This is a genomic window from Pseudomonas sp. NFACC42-2 (genome assembly GCF_900116055.1).
Lineage (GTDB): Bacteria > Pseudomonadota > Gammaproteobacteria > Pseudomonadales > Pseudomonadaceae > Aquipseudomonas > Aquipseudomonas marginalis.
This window is the reverse complement of the sequence record NZ_FOZO01000002.1, coordinates 207699-231314: the sequence shown is the minus strand read 5'-3', so window position 1 is coordinate 231314 and position 23616 is coordinate 207699. Positions and strand designations below refer to the sequence as shown.

Annotated in this window: 19 protein-coding genes and 4 tRNA genes; 16 read left to right on the top strand and 7 right to left on the bottom strand. The window is 61.1% G+C overall.

Annotated features, from left to right (window positions below; genetic code table 11):
• Positions 1–18: 18 nt before the first annotated feature.
• Positions 19–948 carry a DNA/RNA non-specific endonuclease gene (locus tag BM416_RS04875; RefSeq protein WP_092486092.1) on the bottom strand — a complete coding sequence of 310 codons (930 nt, stop codon included), beginning with the start codon at positions 946–948 and terminating at the stop codon, positions 19–21.
• Positions 949–1077: 129 nt separating this feature from the next.
• Between BM416_RS04875 and BM416_RS04870 the strand changes: the two genes are divergently transcribed.
• On the top strand, positions 1078–2139 hold the full coding sequence (locus BM416_RS04870) for a M4 family metallopeptidase (RefSeq protein ID WP_092486089.1): 1062 nt from the start codon (positions 1078–1080) through the stop codon (positions 2137–2139).
• Between the two features lie 14 nt (positions 2140–2153).
• Positions 2154–2459 (top strand): protealysin inhibitor emfourin, encoded by a 306-nt coding sequence (locus BM416_RS04865; RefSeq protein WP_027604053.1) that lies wholly within the window; start codon positions 2154–2156, stop codon positions 2457–2459.
• A 2-nt stretch (positions 2460–2461) separates the two neighbouring features.
• Here the strand turns inward: BM416_RS04865 and BM416_RS04860 are convergent, their stop codons facing one another.
• The 3 genes from BM416_RS04860 to BM416_RS04850 all read right to left on the bottom strand — a co-directional run bounded on the left by BM416_RS04860 (position 2462) and on the right by BM416_RS04850 (position 5749).
• Positions 2462–2818 carry a response regulator gene (locus BM416_RS04860; protein WP_092486086.1) on the bottom strand — a complete coding sequence of 119 codons (357 nt, stop codon included), beginning with the start codon at positions 2816–2818 and terminating at the stop codon, positions 2462–2464.
• A gap of 23 nt (positions 2819–2841) precedes the next feature.
• The gene (locus BM416_RS04855) at positions 2842–4284 is read right to left on the bottom strand and encodes an ATPase domain-containing protein (protein WP_092354933.1); all 1443 of its coding nucleotides are present in this window, start codon (positions 4282–4284) and stop codon (positions 2842–2844) included.
• 73 nt (positions 4285–4357) lie between these two features.
• Positions 4358–5749, bottom strand: coding sequence for an aldehyde dehydrogenase family protein (locus BM416_RS04850; RefSeq protein WP_092486083.1), 1392 nt, complete (start codon positions 5747–5749; stop codon positions 4358–4360).
• Positions 5750–5852: 103 nt separating this feature from the next.
• Here BM416_RS04850 and BM416_RS04845 point away from each other — a divergent pair, with 103 nt between their 5' ends.
• On the top strand, positions 5853–6725 hold the full coding sequence (locus BM416_RS04845; protein ID WP_092486080.1) for a putrescine utilization regulator PtrR: 873 nt from the start codon (positions 5853–5855) through the stop codon (positions 6723–6725).
• On the opposite strand, the gene BM416_RS04840 is transcribed toward BM416_RS04845, so the two are convergent.
• A complete protein-coding gene (locus BM416_RS04840) occupies positions 6722–6931 on the bottom strand; it encodes a hypothetical protein (RefSeq protein ID WP_016970937.1) in 210 nt (69 codons plus the stop codon). The genes BM416_RS04845 and BM416_RS04840 overlap by 4 nt on opposite strands.
• A gap of 101 nt (positions 6932–7032) precedes the next feature.
• Positions 7033–8229, bottom strand: coding sequence for an amino acid aminotransferase (locus BM416_RS04835; protein ID WP_092486077.1), 1197 nt, complete (start codon positions 8227–8229; stop codon positions 7033–7035).
• Between the two features lie 343 nt (positions 8230–8572).
• On the opposite strand from BM416_RS04835, the gene uvrB reads away from it, so the two are divergent.
• The 13 genes from uvrB to BM416_RS04770 all read left to right on the top strand — a co-directional run bounded on the left by uvrB (position 8573) and on the right by BM416_RS04770 (position 20330).
• Entirely contained in the window at positions 8573–10588 is a 2016-nt protein-coding gene (uvrB, locus tag BM416_RS04830; RefSeq protein ID WP_027604059.1) for an excinuclease ABC subunit UvrB, read from the top strand.
• 201 nt (positions 10589–10789) lie between these two features.
• Positions 10790–12271: a glutamate--tRNA ligase gene (gene gltX / locus BM416_RS04825; RefSeq protein ID WP_092486074.1), complete on the top strand. Its 1482-nt coding sequence runs from the start codon at positions 10790–10792 to the stop codon at positions 12269–12271.
• 147 nt (positions 12272–12418) lie between these two features.
• Positions 12419–12494 (top strand) — tRNA-Ala (locus BM416_RS04820).
• A gap of 78 nt (positions 12495–12572) precedes the next feature.
• Positions 12573–12648 (top strand) — tRNA-Glu (locus BM416_RS04815).
• Positions 12649–12698: 50 nt separating this feature from the next.
• Positions 12699–12774 (top strand) — tRNA-Ala (locus BM416_RS04810).
• A 78-nt stretch (positions 12775–12852) separates the two neighbouring features.
• Positions 12853–12928: transfer RNA gene (locus BM416_RS04805), tRNA-Glu, on the top strand.
• A gap of 182 nt (positions 12929–13110) precedes the next feature.
• Positions 13111–13650 (top strand): TetR/AcrR family transcriptional regulator, encoded by a 540-nt coding sequence (locus BM416_RS04800; RefSeq protein ID WP_027604060.1) that lies wholly within the window; start codon positions 13111–13113, stop codon positions 13648–13650.
• A 14-nt stretch (positions 13651–13664) separates the two neighbouring features.
• On the top strand, positions 13665–14498 hold the full coding sequence (locus tag BM416_RS04795; RefSeq protein ID WP_065940382.1) for an alpha/beta hydrolase: 834 nt from the start codon (positions 13665–13667) through the stop codon (positions 14496–14498).
• Between the two features lie 39 nt (positions 14499–14537).
• Positions 14538–14972 carry an acyl-CoA thioesterase gene (locus BM416_RS04790; protein ID WP_092486071.1) on the top strand — a complete coding sequence of 145 codons (435 nt, stop codon included), beginning with the start codon at positions 14538–14540 and terminating at the stop codon, positions 14970–14972.
• A 55-nt stretch (positions 14973–15027) separates the two neighbouring features.
• Positions 15028–15987, top strand: coding sequence for a tRNA dihydrouridine synthase (locus tag BM416_RS04785; RefSeq protein WP_092486068.1), 960 nt, complete (start codon positions 15028–15030; stop codon positions 15985–15987).
• 488 nt (positions 15988–16475) lie between these two features.
• Positions 16476–17948: a hypothetical protein gene (locus BM416_RS04780; protein WP_139237732.1), complete on the top strand. Its 1473-nt coding sequence runs from the start codon at positions 16476–16478 to the stop codon at positions 17946–17948.
• 99 nt (positions 17949–18047) lie between these two features.
• The gene (locus BM416_RS04775) at positions 18048–19004 is read left to right on the top strand and encodes a hypothetical protein (protein ID WP_092486062.1); all 957 of its coding nucleotides are present in this window, start codon (positions 18048–18050) and stop codon (positions 19002–19004) included.
• 69 nt (positions 19005–19073) lie between these two features.
• Positions 19074–20330, top strand: a complete 1257-nt coding sequence (locus BM416_RS04770) for a hypothetical protein (RefSeq protein WP_092486059.1) — start codon at positions 19074–19076, stop codon at positions 20328–20330.
• A 3-nt stretch (positions 20331–20333) separates the two neighbouring features.
• On the opposite strand, the gene BM416_RS04765 is transcribed toward BM416_RS04770, so the two are convergent.
• Entirely contained in the window at positions 20334–23612 is a 3279-nt protein-coding gene (locus BM416_RS04765; RefSeq protein WP_092486056.1) for an EAL domain-containing protein, read from the bottom strand.
• Positions 23613–23616 lie beyond the last annotated feature (4 nt).

Here is a 23616-nt window from a genome sequence, read left to right as displayed (position 1 = left end):
AGCCCGAAGGGCGCCCAGTCAAAGACGAATATCCTCGGGGCCGCGGATCAGCGCTTCAATTCGCGTGCCCGTGGCGCGCTCTTCGTTGCTGAAACCGTCGTAGTCCGCCAGGTTGGCGAAGCGGATGCCGGTCAATTGTTCGATCTGGATCACGCTGCGCTGGTAGGTCCTGACCTGGCCGAACATCAGGTCGAGCTGACCCAGCTCGCGGCTTTGGTCGATCATATAGGCGCTGGCGGAGGGCTTGCCGTCATCGCTGAGGTAGGCCACCACTTTCCAGAACGCCTTGGGGATTCTGATGCCACGGTAAAGGCGGTCGTCGTCGGCGAACACCGGGCCGCTGAACACCGTTGCCCGGGCTTTCCAACGTTGCGTGTTATTGAGGATGTAGTCTTCCAGTTCCAGCCAGGTCTTCTGGTTGAACCCGCTCATCTGCGGCGAGCAGTTGGTGAAGTGGAAGGTGTCGAGGTTGGCGGTGTTTGCCGCGTCGCCCCAGTTGGGATCCTGGCGCCGTACCAGGTGGCCGCGATCCAGGCCATTGCTGGCATAGAGCTCTTCGCCCACCTGGGCGCTGATCGGCAGGCGCCCGTCGTAGGCCCAGGTGTCGTTGCTGCGGACTATCTCCACATGCTGCCCGCCATCGATATTGACGCCCACGTAGAGCGCCAGTCGTCGGGAACGGGACATCGTCACCGAGAAATGCGTGTAGTCCAGGCGCAGCGGTTGGACGTCATCCGCCAATGCCTCATCGGCGGTGGGCCAGGGCACCGCGAAGCTGCTGAGAAAATCCTCGGCGTAGCCGCGTCGGTCCTGTAGATCCTTGGCCGCAGTGACACGGGGCGTCGCCGCCCGGGCTTCCATCAGGGTGGGATTGGTCGCGATCAACGGGCGCAGATCGGCGAGTCGTGGGCGGTGCGCAAGATCGATTTTGGCTTTGCGGGCTGGCATGGGTAAGTCCTCCTTGGATAAACACGACTGCAACATAGATTGATGACAATTGATGACACGGGTTAACCCTGGGGGGCTATCCTCAAACGGTTACCGGAGCTACACCATATGCCAACAGGGAGCCAGCTAATGTGTGATCGCCACCAACGCAACCCGATTTTCTGCCTGATCCCGCCGTACATGCTCGACCAGATCGCGCGTCACGGTGATAAGGCCCAGCGCGACATCGCGCTGCGCACCCGCGCCAAGGACAGCACGTTCCGTTCGCTGCGCATGGTCGCAGTGCCCGCCAAGGGGCCGGCCCACATGGCCTTGGTCATGGGCGCCGGCAAACGGCGCTCGATCTACAGCGCCGAAGGCACCGACAGCCTGCCGGGCAAGCTGATCCGCGGTGAAGGCCAGCCCGCCAGTGGCGACGCCGCCGTGGACGAAGCCTATGACGGCTTGGGTGCCACGTTCGATTTTTTCGAAGAGGTGTTCGACCGCAACTCCATCGACGACGCCGGCATGGCGCTGGATGCCACCGTGCACTTTGGCCAGAACTATAACAATGCGTTCTGGAACTCGACCCAGATGGTGTTTGGCGACGGCGATGGGCAGTTGTTCAACCGCTTCACGGTGGCCCTCGATGTGATTGGCCATGAATTGGCCCACGGCGTCACCGAGGACGAGGCCAAGCTGATGTATTTCAATCAGTCCGGCGCGCTGAACGAGTCACTCTCGGACGTGTTCGGCTCACTGATCAAGCAGTATGCTTTGAAGCAAACGGCCGAAGACGCCGATTGGCTGATCGGCAAAGGGTTGTTCACCAAGAAGATCAAAGGCGTCGCCCTGCGTTCGATGAAGGCCCCCGGCACCGCGTTCGATGACAAGCTGCTGGGCAAGGACCCTCAGCCAGGGCATATGGATGATTTTGTCCAGACCTACGAGGACAATGGCGGGGTGCATATCAATTCCGGCATTCCCAACCATGCGTTCTATCAGGTGGCGACCCGGATTGGCGGGTTTGCCTGGGAGCGTGCAGGACGTATCTGGTATGACGCGCTGCGCGATGCGCGGTTGCGGCCTAACTCGGGGTTTTTACGTTTTGCGCGTATAACCTACGATATCGCCGGTCGTCTCTACGGCGCGAACAAGGATGAGCACAAGGCGGTCAAGGAGGGCTGGAAAGCGGTTGGCATTAACGTCTGACGTGAGGAACAGCCATGCAAATTTCGATCAAGGAAAACGGCGGGCCGGCGTTTTTTCCGGGTTTGACCAAGCCTCGTACGGTGGAGTTGAACACGTTGCCCGAGCCGGACCAGCAAGAGTTGCGGCAGCTGATCGAGGCTTCAAACTTCTTTCAATTGCCGCAGAGCACCACGCCAGAGCCCGGAAATCCGGGCCAGGTGCACTACACCCTGACCGTGAAGGAAGGCCAGCAGGAACATACGGTGTGCGTGCTCGCGCCGGTGAAGTCGCAGGCGCTGGATGGGCTGGTGCAGTGTGTGCGCCGGCATATCCGCAGTTGAGGTCACCCCAGCAGTTCCTTCACCTTGGAAATGAGCTTGTTGATGTCGAACGGCTTGTCCAGCACCGCATCGAACAGGTCCGAGCGCTGCATGCCGATATGGGCCTGCGCGCCGCTGATCAGGATAATCGGCAGGTGCTTGACGGCCGGCAGTGCACGGACCGCTTCGGCGAACTCCTCACCGTCCATCACCGGCATCATGAAATCGGTGATGATCAGCGACGGCCGTTCTCGCTCCAGCACCTCCAGCGCCTTTTTCCCATTGCCAGCTGTGACGACCATGAACCCCTCATCTTCCAGTGCGTAGGCAAGGATATCGGCGATCAAGTACTCGTCATCGACGACCAGGATGGTGGCCATGTCAATTCAACCTACCCAAAGACTTAAAAAGCTGAACCAGGCAGCGCTGAATTGGATGCAACTGAGGGGGCATTTGTTGAAACCTTTCTTAAGTCAACGGCTTGGTCACGGATCACCACCTCCAATAATGAGGGGTCATAAAAGCTGTCTCTGACCTTAAGAATGGAAAGCGTCCTTCTAAGTTCAGACTGAATCTCGAAGAAACGCATAAGCATGAGGTTGTCGGCAATGCTCGACAGTTCAGACGCGGGGGAAGTGACCTCCGCGCCGAACAGATCATGCATCTCCCACGTGGCGAAGACCGTGACGCCCCTGGCGCGCAGTTCGTTCATCAGTGCGCTGTAGAAATCGGTGATCCGTGCCGGGTTGTTGGAGACGCGGGTCATGCCGCTCAAGCTGTCGATGAACAGGCGCTTGATGCCCTTTTCCTCGACCAGGCGCAGCAATCGCGCGCCAAGCCCGTCCAGCAGGCCTTCGGTGGTGGGCTGCCAGGCGATGGTCAGTGCGCCGCTGTCTTCCATCTTCTGGATATCGATGCCCAGGGATTGGCCTTTGAGCCGCAGGCGCTGAGGGCTTTCGTAGAAGCCGAAGTGCAGGCCGGGGGCGTCTACCGTCGATTCCGAGAGGAACTTGAGGCCCAGGGTGGTCTTGCCGATGCCCGACGGCCCCATGACCAGGGTCACGCTGGAACTGTGCAGCCCGCCGCCGAGGATGCCGTCCAACGAGCCGATACCGCTGGCGATGCGCGTCAGGTCGGCGCTGTCGGGCGCGGACGGCCGGCCATAGAGGCTTTCCAGGCGCGGGTACACCACCAGGCCGTCGTCGTTGATTTCACACTCGTGCAGGCCGGTGAGCGCGCCGCTTCCGCGGGTCTTGCGTAACTGGATACGGCGCACGGAACGGGTGCCGAACAGTTCCTCGCCCATTTCGATCACGCCATCGACCATGGTGTGCTCGGGACTGCCGTCATCCAGGCGTGAGCTGGTGAGGAACAACACCGTGCAACCGGCGAAGGCGGCATGCCCTTGCAGTTCGGAAATGAATTTTTTCGTGTCGATCGGCGAGTCAGCCTTTGAGCGCGCGTTCAACAAGCCGTCCACCACCATGACAGTGGCCCTCTGCCTGCTGATCTCACGCCTGAGCAGCTTGACCACTTCGTCGAGGCCTTCGTTTTCCAGGGTGTCGAAGGCGCTGACAAACTGGATTTCGGCGCCGACACGGGAGGCGTCAAAAAAGCTCAGGGTAGAGAGGAACTGGAAAAGGCGGTCGTGGGATTCCGCCAACAGCGTGGCAACCAGGACTCGGCCGCCATTACGCGCGTGATGAAACCCCAGCTGGTTGGCAAGGATGGTTTTACCTGAGCCGGGGCGGCCCTGAATGATGTAGGACGCCCCAGACACCAGCCCTCCCTTGAGCAGAGCGTCCAGCCCTTCGATTCCGCTTTGAAGGCGATTTAGCTTTTCCACAGTGCGATCCTGACCCTAAAAACATGCTGTTAAGCCGAGTGGACAGAATGCTAACGCCATTTGTTCACTGCTGCTACTTGCGATCCAGCCATACGGTCTGCGCATTGCAGAATTCGCGCAGGCCAAAATGCGACAACTCGCGCCCGAACCCGCTCTTCTTCACGCCGCCAAACGCCACCCGAGGGTCGGACACGCTGAACGCATTGACGAAGATCCCGCCGGTGTCCAGCTGGTTGGCGATGTCGCGGGCCTTGACCGGGTCGGTGGTGAAGAGGCTGGCGGTGAGGCCGAACTCGCTGTCATTGGCCAGGGCCACGGCGTGGTCGGCATCGCGGGCGGTGATGATCGACGCCACGGGGCCAAACAGTTCCTGCTTGAACGAAGTCATCTGGTCGGTGACGTCGGCCAGTACGGTCGGCTCATAGTAGTTGGCGGCACCGGCGACTTTGTGGCCGCCCAGCAGCAGGGTGGCGCCTTCTTCCAGGGTGGCCTGGACCTGGCCGTGCAGCTCGTCGCGCAGGTCGAAGCGCGCCATCGGGCCGACGTAGGTGCTGGCCGAGGTCGGGTCGCCCATCACCAGCGCGCGGCTGGCTTCGACGAACTTGGCGGTGAAGGCGTCCACCACCCCGGCCTCGATGATCAGGCGCTTGGCGGCGGCGCAGACCTGGCCGCTGTTCTGGAAACGACCGATCACGGCGGCCTGCACGGCGGCGTCGAGGTCGGCGTCGTTGAGCACGATGAACGGGTCGGAGCCGCCCAGTTCCAGCACGCATTTTTTCAGCGCGGCGCCGGCCTGGGAGCCGATGGCCATGCCGGCGCGTACGCTGCCGGTGAGGGTGACGGCGGCGATGCGCGGGTCGGCGATGGCGGTGGATACGCCGTCCTGGGTCACGTTGATCACTTCGAACAGGCCTTCGGCGAAACCGGCCTTCTGCAACGCCGCTTTCATCAGGTAGGCGCTGCCCATCACGTTCGGCGCGTGTTTGAGCACGTAGGTGTTGCCGGCGAGCAGGGTCGGCACGGCGCCGCGCAGCACTTGCCATACCGGGAAGTTCCACGGCATCACGGCGAGGATCGGGCCCAGCGGGCGGTATTCGATCCGGGCGCTGCCGTTGTCCACCAGGGTGGGTTCCGGGGCCAACATGGCCGGGCCGTGGGCGGCATACCACTCGCTGAGCTGGGCGCATTTTTCGATTTCGGCGCGGGCCTGGGTGATGGGCTTGCCCATTTCCAGGGTGATCATCTGCGCCATTTCTTCGGCTTGATCGCGCAGGGCGCCGGCCAGGGCCAGCAGCAGTTCGGCACGCTGGCTGACCGGCCGGCGGCGCCAGGTGCGGAAGGCTGCGGTGGCACGGTCGAGGGCGGCGTCCAGTTGCGCGGCGTTTTCGTAGGGGTAGCTGCCGACTGTTTCGCCGGTGGCGGGGTTGATCGACAGGGCGTGGGTCTGGTGGGAAATAGCGTTCATGGCACCGTCCGGCTGAAGGAGTGGAATAGGGTCAGCCTACGGGGATGCATGTTTTCTGGAAACTGAATAATATTGAGCAATACGTTCACGATTGGAGAATGACTTGGATCTGGTGCAGCTGGAAATCTTCAAGGCCGTTGCCGAGCAAGGCAGCATCAGCGCCGCCGCACAGTTGATTCATCGGGTGCCGTCGAACCTGACCACGCGCATCAAGCAACTGGAGCAGGATCTGGGCGTGGAGTTGTTTATCCGCGAGAAAAGTCGCCTGCGCCTATCGCCCGCCGGATGGAATTTCCTCGGCTATGCGCGGCGTATTCTCGACCTGGTGCAGGAAGCCCGCGCGACGGTGGCGGGGGAGGAGCCCCAGGGCGCGTTTGCCCTTGGTTCACTGGAAAGCACGGCGGCGGTGCGCATCCCGGCGCTGCTCGCGGCGTACAACCAGAAGCACACCAAGGTCGAGTTGGACCTGAGCACCGGGCCTTCAGGCACGATGATCGAGGGGGTGTTGTCGGGGCGGCTGGCGGCGGCGTTTGTGGATGGGCCGGTATTGCATGCCACCCTGGAAGGCGTGGCGGTGTTCGAGGAGGAGATGGTGGTGATTGCGCCGCTGCACCACGCGCCTATCACGCGAGGGCAGGATGTGAACGGGGAGAGCATCTACACCTTTCGCTCCAACTGTTCCTACCGGCACCATTTCGAGCGCTGGTTCGCCCAGGACAGCGCGGTGCCGGGGAGGATCTTCGAGATGGAGTCCTACCACGGCATGCTCGCCTGCGTCAGCGCCGGGGCGGGCCTGGCGCTGATGCCACGCAGCATGCTGGAAAGCATGCCGGGGTTTACCACGGTGAGCGTGTGGCCGCTGACGGACAGTTTTCGCACCCTGCATACCTGGCTGATCTGGCGCCGTGGCACCGTGTCGCAGAGTTTGAACAGTTTTGTGAAGTTGCTGGAAGAGCAGGGTGTGGCGTCGGCCTAGCCGCCAAACTGGAAGGTGCCCATGGCCAGCTTGGCCATGATTGCCGTCGCGCCCAATTGCACCAGCCACAACGCCAAACCGCCCAGGAACACCCCCAGCGCCACTTGCAGTACCAGGCTTTTCTGGCGCTTGGCTTGGGGCGCGCGCGGGGTGTAGTCGTGCAGTTCGTCGCGGTCGGCGCGCAGGTCCAGGTCGTCGTTTCTCATAGGGCTCTCACAGCAAAGGGGCAATCAGGGTTCAGTCTAGTGGGTTCGCCAATAAAAAGGGGGAAGCCATCGGCTTCCCCCTTCGTATGACGCCGTCAGGCTTATAGAACCTGAACAATCGCCTTTGTTACCGCAGCAATGTTCGACTGGTTCAACGCCGCCACACAGATACGCCCGGTATCCAGCGCGTAGATACCAAACTCGCTGCGCAGGCGGGTGACTTGCTCAACGGTCAGGCCGGAGTAGGAGAACATCCCGCGCTGGCGACCGACGAAGCTGAAGTCGTGGCCCGGAGCAGTCTTGGCCAGCTCGGCAACCATCTGCTCACGCATGCCACGGATGCGCAGGCGCATCTCGGCCAGTTCGGCTTCCCACTGGGCGCGCAGCTCAGGGCTGTTCAGCACCGCGGCAACAATCGCTGCGCCATGGGTTGGCGGGTTGGAGTAGTTGGTGCGGATCACGCGCTTGACCTGGGACAGGATGCGCGCGCTTTCTTCCTTGGAGTCGCCGACGATGGACAGCGCGCCCACACGCTCGCCGTACAGGGAGAACGACTTGGAGAACGAGCTGGAGACAAAGAAGGTCAGGCCCGATTCGGCGAACAGGCGCACGGCGGCGGCGTCTTCGTGGATACCGTCGCCAAAGCCCTGGTAGGCCATGTCGAGGAACGGCACCAGGTTCCTGGCCTTGACCACGTCCAACACGTTCTGCCAGTCGGCCGGGCTCAGGTCGACGCCGGTCGGGTTATGGCAGCAGGCGTGCAGCACCACGATGGACTGGGGCGGCAGGGCGTTGAGGTCTTCGAGCAGGCCGGCGCGGTTCACGTCGTGGGTGGCGGCGTCGTAGTAGCGGTAGTTCTGCACCGGGAAACCGGCGGTTTCGAACAGGGCGCGGTGGTTTTCCCAGCTCGGGTCGCTGATCGCTACGACGGCGCCTGGCAGCAATTGCTTGAGGAAGTCTGCACCCAGCTTCAGGGCGCCGGTGCCGCCTACCGCTTGTACGGTGGTGACGCGGCCAGCGTTCAGCAGTGGCGATTCAGCGCCGAACAGCAGGGTTTGCACGGCCTTGTCGTAGGCCGCGATGCCGTCGATCGGCAAGTAGCCACGGGCGGCGTGTTGCGCCACGCGAATGGCTTCCGCTTCGGCAACGGCACGCAAGAGTGGAATCTTCCCCTCCTCGTTGCAGTAAACGCCCACGCCAAGGTTGACCTTGGTGGTTCGTGTATCGGCGTTGAATGCTTCGTTGAGGCCCAGGATTGGATCGCGTGGTGCCATTTCGACAGCGGAGAACAGGCTCATTTTTGCGGCAGCTCTATGGGGGAAGGGAGGGACGTGTCGCGCTCCAGCCGAATGCACTAGAGCGGTGCACAAACGGGGAGCTAGTATAGAGGCCATCACCGCTGAGGGCGACAACCGAAACGGCTTTTCGGCCAAGTTTTTCGGTTTATTTGCCGACCGTTAGTCTTATTGCAACATGGATCAATGACGGCAGGCGGGACGGTTGCCTTGAAACCCGTCACATTCGCCACCACTTCTACAGCTATCATGGTTTTTTCCTACGGTCCGCTCTGAAACTTCGCGGGTTGTGGTCTTTTTCGTCCCCGACGGGTTTACAGTCTGGGGTGACTTCAAGAGGTACGTTATGTCGGATTTCCAACTAGTCACCCGCTTTGAACCTGCCGGCGACCAGCCCGAGGCCATTCGCCAGATGGTCGAAGGCATCGAGGCCGGCCTGGCGCACCAGACGCTGCTCGGGGTGACCGGTTCGGGCAAGACCTTCAGCATCGCCAACGTGATTGCGCAGATCAACCGCCCCACGCTGGTGCTGGCCCCGAACAAGACCCTGGCCGCGCAGTTGTACGGCGAGTTCAAGGCGTTCTTCCCGAACAACGCGGTGGAATACTTCGTTTCCTACTACGACTACTACCAGCCCGAAGCGTATGTGCCGTCCTCCGATACCTTTATCGAGAAGGATGCGTCGATCAACGACCATATCGAGCAGATGCGGCTGTCGGCGACCAAGGCGTTGCTGGAGCGCAAGGACGCGATCATCGTCACCACGGTGTCGTGCATCTATGGCCTGGGCAGCCCGGAAACCTATTTGAAGATGGTGTTGCACGTCGACCGCGGCGACAAGCTCGACCAGCGCGAGCTGCTGCGCCGCCTGACCAGCCTGCAGTACACCCGCAACGACATGGATTTTGCCCGCGCCACTTTCCGCGTGCGTGGCGATGTGATCGACATCTATCCGGCCGAATCCGACCTGGAGGCGATCCGCATCGAGCTGTTTGACGATGAGGTCGAGAGCCTGTCGGCCTTCGACCCGTTGACCGGCGAAGTGATCCGCAAGCTGCCGCGTTTCACCTTTTATCCGAAAAGTCACTACGTGACCCCGCGCGAAACCCTGATGGGCGCCATCGAGGGCATCAAGGTCGAGTTGGCCGAGCGCCTGGAGTACCTGCGTGCCAACAACAAGCTGGTGGAAGCCCAGCGTTTGGAGCAACGCACGCGCTTTGACCTGGAGATGATCCTCGAGCTGGGCTACTGCAACGGCATCGAAAACTACTCGCGCTACCTCTCTGGCCGTGAGTCCGGCGCGCCGCCGCCGACCCTCTACGACTACCTGCCCGACGACGCGCTGCTGGTGATCGACGAGTCCCACGTCAGCGTGCCGCAAGTGGGCGCCATGTATAAGGGCGACCGTTCGCGCAAGGAAACCCTGGTGGAGTACGGCTTCCGCCTGCCGTCGGCGCTGGATAACCGGCCGATGCGCTTCGACGAGTGGGAAGCCATCAGCCCGCAGACCATCTTTGTGTCCGCCACGCCGGGCAACTACGAGGCCGAGCATGCCGGCCGTGTGATCGAGCAACTGGTGCGTCCCACCGGCCTGGTCGACCCGGAGATCGAAATTCGCCCGGCGCTGACCCAGGTCGACGACTTGCTCTCGGAAATCACCAAGCGCGTGGCGCTGGAGGAGCGGGTGCTGGTCACCACGCTGACCAAGCGCATGTCCGAAGACTTGACCGACTACCTTGCCGACCACGGTGTGCGCGTGCGCTACCTGCACTCGGACATCGACACCGTGGAGCGCGTGGAAATCATCCGCGACCTGCGCCTGGGCACCTTTGATGTGCTGGTGGGCATCAACCTGCTGCGCGAAGGCCTGGACATGCCGGAAGTGTCGCTGGTGGCGATCCTCGATGCGGACAAGGAGGGCTTTCTGCGTTCCGAACGCTCGCTGATCCAGACCATCGGTCGTGCGGCGCGTAACCTCAATGGCCGGGCGATTCTCTACGCGGATCGCATCACCGGTTCCATGGAGCGGGCGATTGGCGAGACCCAACGCCGTCGCGACAAGCAAATTGCCTTCAACCTGGAAAACGGCATTACGCCCAAGGGCGTGTTCAAGGACGTTGCCGACATCATGGAAGGCGCCACCGTGCCGGGCTCGCGCAGCAAGAAGCGCAAGGGTATGGCCAAGGCCGCCGAAGAGAGCGCCAAGTACGAGAACGAACTGCGCTCGCCGAGTGAGATCACCAAGCGTATCCGCCAGTTGGAAGAGAAGATGTATCAGTTGGCGCGCGACCTGGAGTTCGAGGCGGCGGCGCAGACGCGCGATGAGATTGGCAAGTTGCGCGAGCGGTTGCTGGCTGTCTGATCTGCGGTGGCTGGACTGGCCTCATCGGGGGCAAGCCCCCTCCCACACTTTGACTTGTGAACACCGTCAAATGGGGGAGGGGCGGTGCGACGATTCGACTTGCCCCCGATGGTTGCGCCTCGGTTTTCCAGAAATCCCCCAGGCTGTTACCATCCGCCCCTTGTTTCAATTTTCAGTTATATCGCCCATTCGAGACCTGCCATGACCACCGTCCGCACGCGCATTGCGCCATCGCCTACTGGGGATCCCCACGTCGGCACTGCCTACATCGCCTTGTTCAACTACTGCTTTGCCAAGCAGCACGGCGGTGAATTCATCCTGCGGATCGAAGACACCGACCAACTGCGCTCCACCCGCGAGTCGGAACAGCAGATTTTCGATGCCCTGCGCTGGTTGGGCATTACCTGGGCCGAAGGCCCGGACGTTGGCGGCCCGCACGGTCCGTATCGCCAGAGCGAGCGCAGCGACATCTACAAGCAGTACACCCAGCAGCTGGTCGACATGGGCCATGCGTTCCCATGCTTCTGCACCGCTGAAGAACTCGACCAGATGCGCGCCGAGCAACAGGCCCGTGGCGAAACCCCGCGCTACGATGGCCGCGCATTGCTGCTGTCGAAAGAGGAGGTGGCTGCCCGCCTGGCCGCCGGTGAACCTCACGTTATCCGCATGAAGGTGCCGAGCGAAGGCGTGTGCGTGGTGCCGGACATGCTGCGCGGTGACGTCGAGATCCCGTGGGACCGCATGGACATGCAGGTGCTGATGAAGACCGACGGCCTGCCGACGTACTTCCTGGCCAACGTGGTCGACGACCACCTGATGGGCATCACCCACGTATTGCGCGGTGAAGAATGGCTGCCATCGGCGCCGAAGTTGATCCTTCTCTACGAATACTTCGGCTGGGAACAACCGCAGCTGTGCTACATGCCGCTGCTGCGTAACCCGGACAAGAGCAAGCTGTCCAAGCGCAAGAACCCCACGTCGGTGACGTTTTACGAGCGCATGGGCTTCATGCCCGAAGCGATGCTCAACTACCTGGGTCGCATGGGCTGGTCGATGCCGGACGAGCGCGAGAAGTTCTCCCTGCAGGAAATGGTCGATAACTTCGATCTGTCCCGCGTGTCGCTGGGCGGGCCGATCTTCGATATCGAGAAACTCTCGTGGCTCAATGGCCAGTGGCTGCGTGATCTGCCGGTGGAAGAATTTGCCAGCCGCGTGCAGCAATGGGCGCTGAACCCAGAATACATGATGAAGATCGCGCCGCTGGTGCAGGGCAGGGTGGAGACGTTCAGCCAGGTCGCACCGTTGGCCAGCTTCTTCTTTGCCGGTGGTGTGAACCCGGATGTCAGGTTGTTCGAGTCCAAGAAGCTCTCGGGCGACCAGGTTCGCCAGCTCATGCAACTGATCCTGTGGAAGCTGGAAAGCCTGCGCCAGTGGGAGAAGGACGCGATCACTGCGACGATCCAGGCGGTGGTGGAATCCCTGGAGCTGAAATTGCGCGATGCCATGCCGCTGATGTTTGCCGCGATCACCGGGCAGGCCAGTTCGGTGTCGGTGCTGGATGCGATGGAAATTCTCGGCCCGGACCTGACCCGTTTCCGCCTGCGCCAAGCCCTTGATTTGCTTGGTGGTGTATCGAAGAAAGAAAACAAAGAGTGGGAAAAGCTGCTGGGCGCTATCGCTTAAGCAGTCCGTTGCAGCGACGAAACCCAGGTTTTCCGGGGTTTCGTCGGTAAGTGATTGTTATCCCGGCAAAAAATTTTGGAAAATGTTGAAAATAAATTTGACACCTTTCCAAACCGCCATTAAGATTCGCCCCGTCCTCACCGATGAGGGGCTATAGCTCAGCTGGGAGAGCGCTTGCATGGCATGCAAGAGGTCAACGGTTCGATCCCGTTTAGCTCCACCAATCTACAGGTTCAAGGTCTGGCCACACCGTCCTTGAATCGATCAGCTCTCAGCGCTGGTCAGCTGTACAGAAGGTTTTGTCCCCTTCGTCTAGTGGCCTAGGACACCGCCCTTTCACGGCGGTAACAGGGGTTCGAGTCCCCTAGGGGACGCCAGTTTCAACAAGCAGTTCGAAAGGCCTGCTGCGCCGCGAGGCGAAAAATCCGGGGCTATAGCTCAGCTGGGAGAGCGCTTGCATGGCATGCAAGAGGTCAACGGTTCGATCCCGTTTAGCTCCACCAATTTACGGGTTCAAGGTTTTGGCCACTCCATCCTTGAATCGACCAGTCTCAGCCTGGTCAGTTGTATAGAAGGTTTGTGTCCCCTTCGTCTAGTGGCCTAGGACACCGCCCTTTCACGGCGGTAACAGGGGTTCGAGTCCCCTAGGGGACGCCACGATTACCCGCTTTGCGGGATTTTTAAGGGTCATTCAATTATTGAATGGCCCTTTTGTTTGTCTGGCGTTTGGCCAATTCTCTCTCCCCATTCCCTTTGCTTTGCTGACCAGTGGTCATGCTTGTCGCTTGCCAAATATTATTATGGTAATAATATTCAACCCATGAAAGTCGGAGGCAACGATGAGCGATAAAAAAGCGCAAACCCGCGAACGTATTCTGCAAGCCGCCAGCGCTGCATTGACCCAGCGTGGTCCGGCCGAGCCTAGCGTGGGCGAAGTCATGGGTGCGGCGGGGCTGACCGTCGGTGGTTTCTACGCACACTTTGAAAGCAAGGACGCCTTGATGCTGGAGGCGTTCACCCAGTTATTGGCGCGGCGGCGGGCATCTATCGACGATATGGACGCACAGCTGACAGGAGAAGAGCGCAGGGGCCTGGTGGCGGCGTTTTATCTGTCACGCAAGCACCGCGATTCAACAGTCCAGGCATGCCCGATCCCGGCTACTGTGGGCGAGATGGCGCGGCTGCCGGACGCCTTTCGCGAGGCGCTGAGCGAGCATGTGGAGCTGATGGCGGCCCAGCTTGCCGCGAGTCCCGAAGACACTGACAAAGCCTTGGCTGATATGGCGTTGATGATCGGCGGGCTGGCCTTGGCGCGCGCCCTGGGGCCGGGCGAGTTGTCGGACCGAGTGTTACGCGCGGCCAAGTCGGCTGTGCGCTAGAAGAGGGTGCAAGGATGGGCGCGTTAACCTGGATTCGTCGCTTCAACGGCACGCTGGGGCACCTGGCGCCGCAAACGGTGGCCAACAAGATGCGGCGTGCCTTCATGACGCCGCGCGACCTGCCGCCACGTGACTGGGAGCTGCCGCTGCTGGCGCAATCGGAGCGCATCACCTTGCGTTTCGGCCTGTCGGCCCTGCGCTGGGGCCAAGGCCCTGCGGTGTTGTTGATGCACGGCTGGGAAGGCCGTCCAACCCAATTCGCCAGCTTGATCACCGCGTTGATAGACAACGGTTACTCCGTGATCGCCCTGGACGGTCCGGCCCATGGTCGTTCACCGGGACGGGAAGCTCACGTGCTGCTGTTCGCCCGAGCCATGCTGGAGGCGGCTGCCGAACTGCCGCCGCTGCACGCCGTGATCGGTCATTCCATGGGCGGCGCCAGTGCGATGCTGGCAGTGCAGTTGGGGCTGCGTACCGAGGCGTTGGTGAGCATCGCCGCACCGTCACGCTTCCTGGATGTGCTGCGCGGCTTTACCCATATGGTCGGTTTACCGGCGCGGGCACGCTCGGCCTTCATCCAGGAGGTGGAGTTGACGTTCGGCATGCCGCTCAAGCACCTGGATGTGGCCCATTACCAGATGAATATCCCCGGCCTGATCGTGCACGCCGAAGACGATACCTTTGTTCCGGTCAAAGCGTCTCAAGCCATCCACGAAGCCTGGTTCGACAGCCGTCTGCTGCGCCTGGAGCAGGGCGGGCACCAGAAAGTGCTGGCCGATCCCCGGGTGATCGAGGGCGTGCTGGCGCTATTGGCCGGCTGTCGTCTACAGGACCGGCAAACCGCCTGATACACTGCTCCCGCCGACATCAATCGACTGGAGCAAGGCATGGGCTGGGATTTGGCAACGCCGTTTATCATCGATCTGCAGGTCGCCCCTGAAGACATCGACGGCCTGGGGCACGCCAATAACGCGGTGTACGTGTCCTGGCTGGAGCGCTGCGCCTGGCGCCATTCCCAGCGCCTGGGGCTGGACCTCACCGAGTACCGCCGCCTGGACCGTGCCATGGCCGTGGTGCGCCATGAAATCGATTACCTCGCGGCAGCCTACGAAGGCGACGAGTTGCAGTTGGCCACCTGGATCGTCGATTGGGACCAGCGTCTGAAGATGACCCGTCGTTTCCAGCTGGTACGCCCGCGTGACGGTGCGACCTTGCTGCGGGCGCACACCACCTTTGTCTGCATCGAATTGTCCAGCGGCAAGCCCAAGCGCATGCCGGCCGAATTTCTCGACGGTTATGGTCCCGCCCTGACAGGGGGTTAACGGTTGCCGCAGGAAACCCAGTAAACTGCGCCACGATTTTTGTTGAGTGTTTTCCATGCAAATTGCTTTGGCGCCCATGGAGGGGTTGGTCGACAACATCCTGCGGGACGTGTTGACCCGCGTGGGCGGTATCGACTGGTGCGTGACCGAGTTCATCCGCGTCAACGACCGCCTGCTCACCCCGGCGTATTTCCACAAGCTCGCCCCGGAACTGCTGCACGGCGCCCACACCGCAGCCGGTGTGCCGTTGCGCGTGCAATTGCTCGGTTCCGACCCGGTATGCCTGGCGGAAAACGCCGCCCTGGCCTGCGAGCTGGGTTCCGAGGTGATCGACCTGAACTTCGGCTGCCCGGCCAAGACCGTCAATAAGTCCCGCGGCGGTGCGGTGCTGCTCAAGGAGCCGGAGCTGCTCAACCAGATCGTTGAACACGTGCGTCGTGCCGTGCCTGCCCATATCCCGGTGACCGCCAAGATGCGCCTGGGCTTCGACAGCCCGGATGGCGCGCTGGTGTGTGCTACGGCCCTGGCCGAAGGCGGTGCGGCGCATATCGTGGTGCATGCGCGTACCAAGACCGATGGCTACAAACCGCCCGCCCACTGGGAGTGGATTCCGCGTGTGCAGGAGGTGGTCAAGGTGCCGGTGTTCGCCAACGGCGATATCTGGAGCGTCGAAGACTGGCGGCGCTGTCGGGAGATCAGTGGTGTCGAAGACATCATGCTCGGTCGTGGCCTGGTGGCGCGCCCGGACCTGGCCCGGCAAATCGCCGCCGCGCGTGCAGGCGAAGATGTCGTGGAAATGACCTGGGCGCAAATGCAACCCATGCTCCAGGAATTCTGGACCCAGTCGGTCGCACAGTTGACCGAGCGCCAGGCCCCTGGCCGTTTGAAGCAGTGGCTGGCAATGCTGACGCGCAACTACCCCGAAGCTGTCGCGCTGTTTACCGCGTTGCGCCGCGAGACCGAACTGGAGCAGGTCAGCCGGTTGTTGGGGATGGATACTCCGGTCGCAGCCTGACCTTTCAAAGCCTGTATCGAACGCCTGATATGTTTCGCAGAAGGCTCCTTGTCGAAAGACAAGGAGCCTTCTGCGTTTAAAAGTCTTTGGATAATGACTGAATCATTCTGCATGTTTTGGTGAGTGTTCCTGCGACGCTTTGATGATTGCGGGTGGATGTTCTGTGCGTGTGAATTATCACAGTTCAACTATTAGTGGTGTGTTCAGTTATGTCTCTTAATTGCATGTCCGGCACTTTATGAGCGGGTATGTCTGTTAGCACGGCGCCGGTGTGCGATGAATCAAGGTTTTCTTGGAATGACCACGGGGTAAAGTCTGAAAGTTCTCGTTGGTTTCCTTATGTGAGGCGCGATTTCTGGAACTCGATAGTCTCACGCTCCACGAAGTAGGGACTGTAAGGCAGCGCTGTTGTTTTCCAGTATCTATAAATCCTATCGCCACTCCTGGTGTTAACCGCCGGGGAGGGGCGCCCACTAAGGAGCGTATTTATGTCCATCTCGATTAATGGTTCACCCTCTGTAAAGGTTGAGACCCCGCGTCACCACTTGCTGCCATCGACACCTCTTAAAACCAATGAACCGCTGAGTTCTTCCAAGGCGGATCCAGTATGGATTTCGCCTGCGCTTCGGCCTGACATCGCCCGAGCGCCTCACGGTGAAATGATGATCAACGCCGGAGCATTTTCAAAATTGTTCGACATGCTTGAGCAAGTCTTCAAAACCATGCGTGAGATGGTGTCGGTGAGAAACATGACGCCTGCCCTGACCACACATTCCGATAAAGCACCCAAGCACACGCCGGATATGACGACGCAGCTGAAAGTGAAGGCAGATCCCGCACAGTTGACGGCGGTCATGTCGGACACGACGACCCAGTTGAAAGCCAAGGCAGATCCAGCCAAGTTGCCGCAGGCCGCGCCGGCCATGATGACCCAGCTGAAAGCAAAGGCAGAACCCGCTCAGCTGACGGCGGTCACGTCGGATGCGACGACCCAGCTGAAAGCAAAGGCGGAACCAGCCAAGTTGCCGGGGACCACCCCGGACCTGGCGACCCAATTGAAAGTGAAGGTGGAACCAGGCACAACGCCCACGGCTACATCGGATACGACGAACCAGCTGACAGTGAAAGTCGACAAAGGGACGCTTCAGTCGGTCCCTGTGCCCCATGTCAACGTGAGCAACGACTCGAATGCGCAGGTCAAGGTGGAGCTCAATATCGCCAATTGTCATTGTCCTGATGCCCATGTCGAACGCAACGGAGGAGGGGTCAATCCTCTTTCGGTGCCCACCCCCGGGGTGACTCCACAACCCGATGCCAAGGTGCCGCCCGTCAGGCCAGAGGTACGGCCCAATGCTCACCCGTTGCACAGGCTCGACGTGACTCCACGGCACGACACCAAGATGCCGGACAACAGGGCGACGGATACGAAGCTGGGTACCAAGGTGCCGGACACCAAGGTGCCGGACACCAAGGTGCCAGACGCCAAGGTGCCGGACGCCAAGGTGCCGGACGCCAAGGTGCCGGACACCAAGGTGCCGGACACCAAGGTGCCGGACACCAAGGTGCCGGACACCAAGGTGCCGGACACCAAGGTGCCGGACGCCAAGGTGCCGGACACCAAGGTGCCGGACACCAAGGTGCCGGACGCCAAGGTGCCGGACACCAAGGTGCCGGACGCCAAGGTGCCGGACACCAAGGCTCCTGACGCCAAGGTGACACCACCCTCCAAAGCCAAGTCTTCAGGCATCCACCCTGGCGCGCTGCACCGGCTTGAATCGACGCCCCTGCCCGGAACTACACCGCGACCTGACACAAAGACCCTGACCTCGACCGATAACAGGCAGAAGGATATTCCCGATCAGCCAAAGCCCGAAGCGGACGTCACCAGTCCTGGTCCTGCAGAAAATGAGAATGACTTCAAGGGCTGGGCCTTTATCAATCGTCGTCGGTTAGGAAGCTGATTGCTGCCATCGCGTCGCAACTTCTTGGATAAATAAAAACGGGGTTTCTCCGGGCGGCACGGCGCCCGGAGAAGCACTCGGAAAGTGGAGGGAAAAAGCATGTCGTACTGTTCGATTCATAATATTGCGCGCGTAGTGAATGTTCGTCAGGCGTATAACGGAAACTTGCCGGCTGCTGTTAACGAACCGGCACCTTCCTACCGGTTTAAATCTATCGAATTTGGTACAGGCGCTGCATCTGCTACCGCAGGCGGGCGACACAGTCAGGCGGCGATAGGAGCTGATCCAGACCCGGCGGCCAGCGTGATTGCGTTGTTCACTTCGTTTTTTACGCAGTTATTTAATCTTTTAACGAGTAAAACGGATAAGTTGGTTCCCGATAGTACGCCGCGTCCTCAAGTAAATCCGACCGTCGAACCCGTGGTGCCGCCGGAGCCGCAACCGAAACAGTACGTGCCTATACCGAATTTGTCGGATAAACGTAATGGCGCAAAACCTGACAATATCTGGAGTGGGTTTCGTCAAGGCCCGGATGGTAACTGTGTCACGGTCTCGGCCATCAAGGCGGCCATGTACAAGTTCGGCCAAAGTCCAACGGATATCTATAAACAGGTGACCAAGACAAGTGATGGTTACCGGGTGACGATGCGCGATGATTTTGTACTTAACTTGACGGATCAAGAGTTAAAAATTGGCGCCGCGGGTTCGCGTTTTATCGGCCGTGATAAAGGCATGCTCAAGGACGCGCAATTCCTGTTCGCCGTCAGTGCCAAGCGCGCGCATATGGAAAACAACGACGGCTGGGCGAACCGCAGTTATACCGCCGGAGTGAGAAGCTTGAACAATGGTGAGGATGAGTATGGGCCTGGCGAGGGTTTCCTGCGTTTGGGCCTCAGGAAGCACATGAAGAGGGTGAGTGTGCGAGATCTCGCCAGGGGGCAGCTGGGCATGTGCAATCGAGCCTTCCATTCCGTGGCGGTGATCAATGGCCGCGAAGAGATGTATGGGCGCCAGGGTTCCGCGCCGACACGTGGGGACGCCATCGCGTTGGTGTGATGTGCGCGTGCAGAGGTGCAGCCAGTGCCCTGGCTGTACGTTTTCGTCCAGCCTTGAGTGAGCAGTCCGATGAACACTTTGATTGAGGGGCATCGCACGGCCATGGCAAAACGGCTGCCTGGGCATGGTTCAAGTATTGTCCGCGTCGGGGCCGGGATGAGCCTTGATGGGCCCGTGAATGCATTCGCAGCCGCCGAGCGTCGATTCGGCGAAAATGTGGACTGCAGTACTCACGTGGCGGTTATCAAACTGATGATGATGAGCCTCGGCCCGCGTCCCTCCGATGTTTTCCACCAGGTAACCCCGGCAGGTAAAGGTTTTGCCATCACCATGAAGGATCAATACAGGGTGCATCTGTCCCAGGCAGAGCTTGAGCAGGTCGCCCGGGCGTCAAGGTTCACAGGGCAGGACCCTGATGTGTTGCAGCACGCTAACTTCATGTTGGCGGCCTTTGTAAAGCGCAAGCAGCAACTGGGCGGCTACGCGACGTTCGGTGCTGCCCTGGCGAAGAGCCTTGAGGGCGAGACAAGCAAGCGTTGCCTGGAGGGAATGGGCGTGTATGGGTTGTCGCGATGGGTTGCTGCCCGCGACATGGTCGGCAGGGATTTGGCCTGGGTCCGCCAGACCCATGACTTCGGAGCGGCGCTCGTGGTGGGCGGCACCAATCACGCGCGGGGCGAAGGTTACGGTTATGTGCTGTTTGATGATCGTGAAGCACCACCGCAGCGTGATGGGGGGCTGGCTCAGGTATCGGAAAGCATCCGGCGCGCCGATATCTGGAGCGGTTTTTATCAAGGTGTGGAGGGCAATTGTGTGACGGTGTCGGCAATCAAGGCAGCTATCACCCGTTTCCCCGAAGGCATCTACACGGCCATCTATAGAACGCCAGTCGGATGCGAAGTGACCATGCGCGATGGGTTCCGGTTGCGCTTGAGCCATGAGGAGCTGAGGCAGGCAACCGCTGCGTCGAACTTCTATGGCAGCGACCCGGTATTACTGGACTATGCCAATTTCCTCTACGCCTGCAGCGCCAAGCGGGCTCAGTTGGAAAACAACGATTTCCGTGCGGGGAAAAGCTTTGCGGCGGCCCTGGAAACCCTCAACGATGGCGAATACCCAGGCGAGGCTCTCCAGCGCCTGGGCCTGTTCGGCTACATCCGTAACAGCACTGTCGAGGAGTTGGTCAGCGGTGCAATCGGTACGATTGCAGACGGTTGGCATTCCGTGGTGGTCGTCAAAGGGATGCTGGACCTGTATGGGCAAAAGTACGACTTGAACGGGTCGCCCTGGCGGCGCAAAACGCTCACTGCTTTGAAGCTGGTGTAAGGGCTAGCCCAACAACCGCCGAAATCCTTCGATCGGCAGTGGCCGACTGTGCAAATACCCCTGGAACAAATGGCAGCCCAGCTTTTGCAGGAATGCCAGTTGTTCCGGGGTTTCCACGCCTTCGGCAATCACTGTCAGGTTCAGGCTGCGGGCCATGGCCACGATGGCGCGGATGATTTCGGCGTCGTTGGGGTCATGGGTCGCGTCGCGTACGAAAGACTGGTCGATCTTCAGCGCATCCACCGGCAGGCGCTTGAGGTACGTCAGCGATGAGTAGCCGGTACCGAAGTCATCCATGGCAAAACTGACACCGAGCTTTTTCAGGCGGCGCATCTTCGCCACGGTGTCGTCCAGGTTCTGAATCACGATGCCTTCGGTGATTTCCAGTTTCAGCAGGTTGCAGGGCAGTTGATGCCGCTTGAGGCTGCGCTCCACCCGTTCGACAAAGTCGTTCTGGCGAAACTGCCGGGGGCTGATGTTCACGCACAGGCTGAAATTCAGCGGGTCCACCAAGCCTTCGGCAATCAGCTGTGCAAAGGCGGCGCAGGCCTCGTCGAGGATCCAGGTACCCACTTCGAGGATCAGGCCGCTGTCCTCCAGGACCTTGATGAATTCGGACGGCGACTGCGCGCCCAGCTGCGGATGCTGCCAGCGCACCAGGGCCTCGGCGCCGACGATCTTGTTGCCGCGCGCGTCCACCTGGGGCTGGTAATGCACGCTGAACTCGCCGCGTGACAGGGCCAGGCGCAGGTCGGTTTCCATGCGCAGGCGCTCGCTGGCGGCCTTTTGCATGCTGTTGTGGAACATCTGCGTGGTGTTGCGCCCCGAATCCTTGGCCCGGTACAGGGCGATGTCGGCGCGCTTGAGCAGGTCCGCCGGGGTCGTGCCATGGTCGGGAATCAACGCCACGCCGATGCTTGGCGTGACCTGCAGGCGATGGCCATCGAGGAACATCGGCTCCGAAAGCAATTCGCGCAGGGTATCGGCCAGTTCCTGCACCTGGGCGCTGACTTGCGTGCGGGTGCCATCCAGGCCGCTGAGCAGTACCACGAACTCATCGCCGCCCAGGCGCGCCACCGTGTCCTCCATGCGCACGCTGGCTTCCAGGCGCGCGGTGACGATTTTCAGCACGGTGTCGCCCACCGGGTGGCCGAGGGAATCGTTGATGTGCTTGAAATGGTCGAGGTCGAGAAACAGCAGGGCGCCGCGCAGGTTATGGCGCTTGAGCAAGGCGATCTGTTGGCTCAGGCGATCCATCAGCAGCGCACGGTTGGGCAGGTTGGTCAGCGGGTCGTGATAGGCCAGGTGACGAATCTGCGCCTGGGCGTTTTTCAGCAGGCTCACGTCCCGCGCGGTCAGCAGCAGGCACGGGGTTTCATTGAGGGTGATCGGCTCGACCGAGACTTCTACCGCCAATACGTCGCCGCGCTTGTTGTGCCAGAGCATTTCCAGGTGAGGGATACGCCCCTTGATCTGCAATTCGGCCAACAAGGCTGAACGCTGGTTTTCATCGGCCCAGATGCCGATCTGGTACAGCGTCAGGCCAATGGCTTCTTCGGCGCGGTAGCCGGTGAGGCGGCAGAATCCGTCGTTGACCTCCACATAACGGCCGGTGTCGCGCTCGGTGATGGAGATGGCGTCGGGGCTGGAATGGAAGGCCTTGGCGAATTTCTCCTCGCTGGCCTTCAGCGCGGCCTCCGAGCGTTGTTGCTGGGTGATGTCGCGCAACGTGGTGACGATGCACGGCTGGTCGCCCACCTTGATCAGTCGGCTGGAAATCATGCAGGTCAGGGTTTGGCCGTTCTTGTGGTGCACCACGATGGCTACATTGCTCAACGCCTGGTCGCGAATCACCTGTTCGATACGCTGCAGGCGTTTGCTTGACTCGTCCCACAGGCCGATCTGCTCGGCGCTCCTGTCGATCACCTCGGCCGCCGTCCAGCCAAACGTCTGGGTGAAGGCGGGGTTGATCTCGATGAACGCGCCACTGTCCAGGCAGGTCACGCAGATGGGATCGGGGCTGGCCTGGAACAGGCTGGCGAACTTTTCTTCGGAGGCGGTCAGGCGTTGTTCGCGTTCCACCTGGTCGGTGATGTCCAGCAGGGTGCCGGCCATGCGCAGCGGCGCCCCTTGTTCGTCGCGGTAGAGGCGGGCGCGGCTTTCCAGGTAGCGCGAGCTGCCGTCTTCCAGTGGCACGCGGTAAGTGAGTTGGTAATTGCCGGCCGGGCCTTCGCGCAGGGTGCGGTAAGCGTTGCGCATGTTCTCGCGCTCTTGCCTGGGCATGCCCTCGAAAAACGCCTCGAAGGATTCATGGAAGGGCTCGGGTGGCAGGCCGTGCAGTTGAGCGGCGCGGGCCGAGCCGTAGAGCATGCCGGTGGGGATATGCCAGTCCCAGGTGCCCAGTTGCGCCGAGTCCAGGGCCAGGTCCAGGCGCTCCTGGCTGTCCTTGAGGGCATTTTCGGCGTTTTTGCGCTCGGTAGTGTCGAGAAAGGTGCTGATCAAGTAGGCCTCGCCCTCCAGCTCGACCTTTTGTGCGCTGAGGGTGCCATCGTGGATCTGGCCGTTGCTGGCGCAGAACTGCACTTCCATGGTGATGGGTTCACCCTTGCGCTGGGTGGCCTGGACCAACTGCGCGCGTTGTTCGGGGTGGCGCCACAGGCCCAGGTCCAGGGTGGTGCGGCCGATGGCATCGGCCACCGGCCAACCGAAGAGCATCTCGAAATACTGGTTGGCTTCGCTGATGAGGCCGTCGCGCTGACGGGTCAACAACACCATGTTCGGGCACAGGTGGAACAGCGTGGCGAAGCGTTTTTCGGAATGGCTGAGGGCATGCTCCCGCTCGCGCTGGCGAGTGGTCTCGCGGATCACGCCGATCATGCGGCGCCGGCCGACCTTGTCTGGTGCCAGGCTGCCATTGATCTCCAGCCAGTGATGGGTGCCGTCCGGCCATTGGATGTGATGGTGCATGGCCTGCTCGAACGGCTCGCCGGCCAAGACTGCATGAAAGGCGCGTACCACACGGTCCCGATCCGACGGCGCCAGCAGGTCGAGGTAATCCAGGTCCTTGGGCAACGGTTGGCGCGGGTCGAAGCCGAACAGCGCCTGGGTGCCCCGTGACCAGCTTATTCTTCCGGTGTCGATTTCCCAGCACCACGCGCCCAGCCGGGCCGCATTCAGGGCTGCCAGCAGTTGTGGGGCGCTGTCCCAGCTTTGTTCCGCCTGCTGGGGGTCCAGGGCGTAGATGCGGGGCAGGGGAGGTAGAGGGTCGACAGGGTTGCGCATTATC

What these genes read in the sequence shown, in the direction of transcription:
- BM416_RS04875 (WP_092486092.1), bottom strand. Translation starts at nt 948, where the DNA reads ATGCCAGCCCGCAAAGCCAAAATCGATCTTGCGCACCGCCCACGACTC.
- BM416_RS04870 (WP_092486089.1), top strand. Translation starts at nt 1,078, where the DNA reads ATGTGTGATCGCCACCAACGCAACCCGATTTTCTGCCTGATCCCGCCG.
- BM416_RS04865 (WP_027604053.1), top strand. Translation starts at nt 2,154, where the DNA reads ATGCAAATTTCGATCAAGGAAAACGGCGGGCCGGCGTTTTTTCCGGGT.
- BM416_RS04860 (WP_092486086.1), bottom strand. Translation starts at nt 2,818, where the DNA reads ATGGCCACCATCCTGGTCGTCGATGACGAGTACTTGATCGCCGATATC.
- BM416_RS04850 (WP_092486083.1), bottom strand. Translation starts at nt 5,749, where the DNA reads ATGAACGCTATTTCCCACCAGACCCACGCCCTGTCGATCAACCCCGCC.
- BM416_RS04840 (WP_016970937.1), bottom strand. Translation starts at nt 6,931, where the DNA reads ATGAGAAACGACGACCTGGACCTGCGCGCCGACCGCGACGAACTGCAC.
- BM416_RS04835 (WP_092486077.1), bottom strand. Translation starts at nt 8,229, where the DNA reads ATGAGCCTGTTCTCCGCTGTCGAAATGGCACCACGCGATCCAATCCTG.
- uvrB (WP_027604059.1), top strand. Translation starts at nt 8,573, where the DNA reads ATGTCGGATTTCCAACTAGTCACCCGCTTTGAACCTGCCGGCGACCAG.
- gltX (WP_092486074.1), top strand. Translation starts at nt 10,790, where the DNA reads ATGACCACCGTCCGCACGCGCATTGCGCCATCGCCTACTGGGGATCCC.
- BM416_RS04800 (WP_027604060.1), top strand. Translation starts at nt 13,111, where the DNA reads ATGAGCGATAAAAAAGCGCAAACCCGCGAACGTATTCTGCAAGCCGCC.
- BM416_RS04795 (WP_065940382.1), top strand. Translation starts at nt 13,665, where the DNA reads ATGGGCGCGTTAACCTGGATTCGTCGCTTCAACGGCACGCTGGGGCAC.
- BM416_RS04790 (WP_092486071.1), top strand. Translation starts at nt 14,538, where the DNA reads ATGGGCTGGGATTTGGCAACGCCGTTTATCATCGATCTGCAGGTCGCC.
- BM416_RS04785 (WP_092486068.1), top strand. Translation starts at nt 15,028, where the DNA reads ATGCAAATTGCTTTGGCGCCCATGGAGGGGTTGGTCGACAACATCCTG.
- BM416_RS04780 (WP_139237732.1), top strand. Translation starts at nt 16,476, where the DNA reads ATGTCCATCTCGATTAATGGTTCACCCTCTGTAAAGGTTGAGACCCCG.
- BM416_RS04775 (WP_092486062.1), top strand. Translation starts at nt 18,048, where the DNA reads ATGTCGTACTGTTCGATTCATAATATTGCGCGCGTAGTGAATGTTCGT.
- BM416_RS04770 (WP_092486059.1), top strand. Translation starts at nt 19,074, where the DNA reads ATGAACACTTTGATTGAGGGGCATCGCACGGCCATGGCAAAACGGCTG.
- BM416_RS04765 (WP_092486056.1), bottom strand. Translation starts at nt 23,612, where the DNA reads ATGCGCAACCCTGTCGACCCTCTACCTCCCCTGCCCCGCATCTACGCC.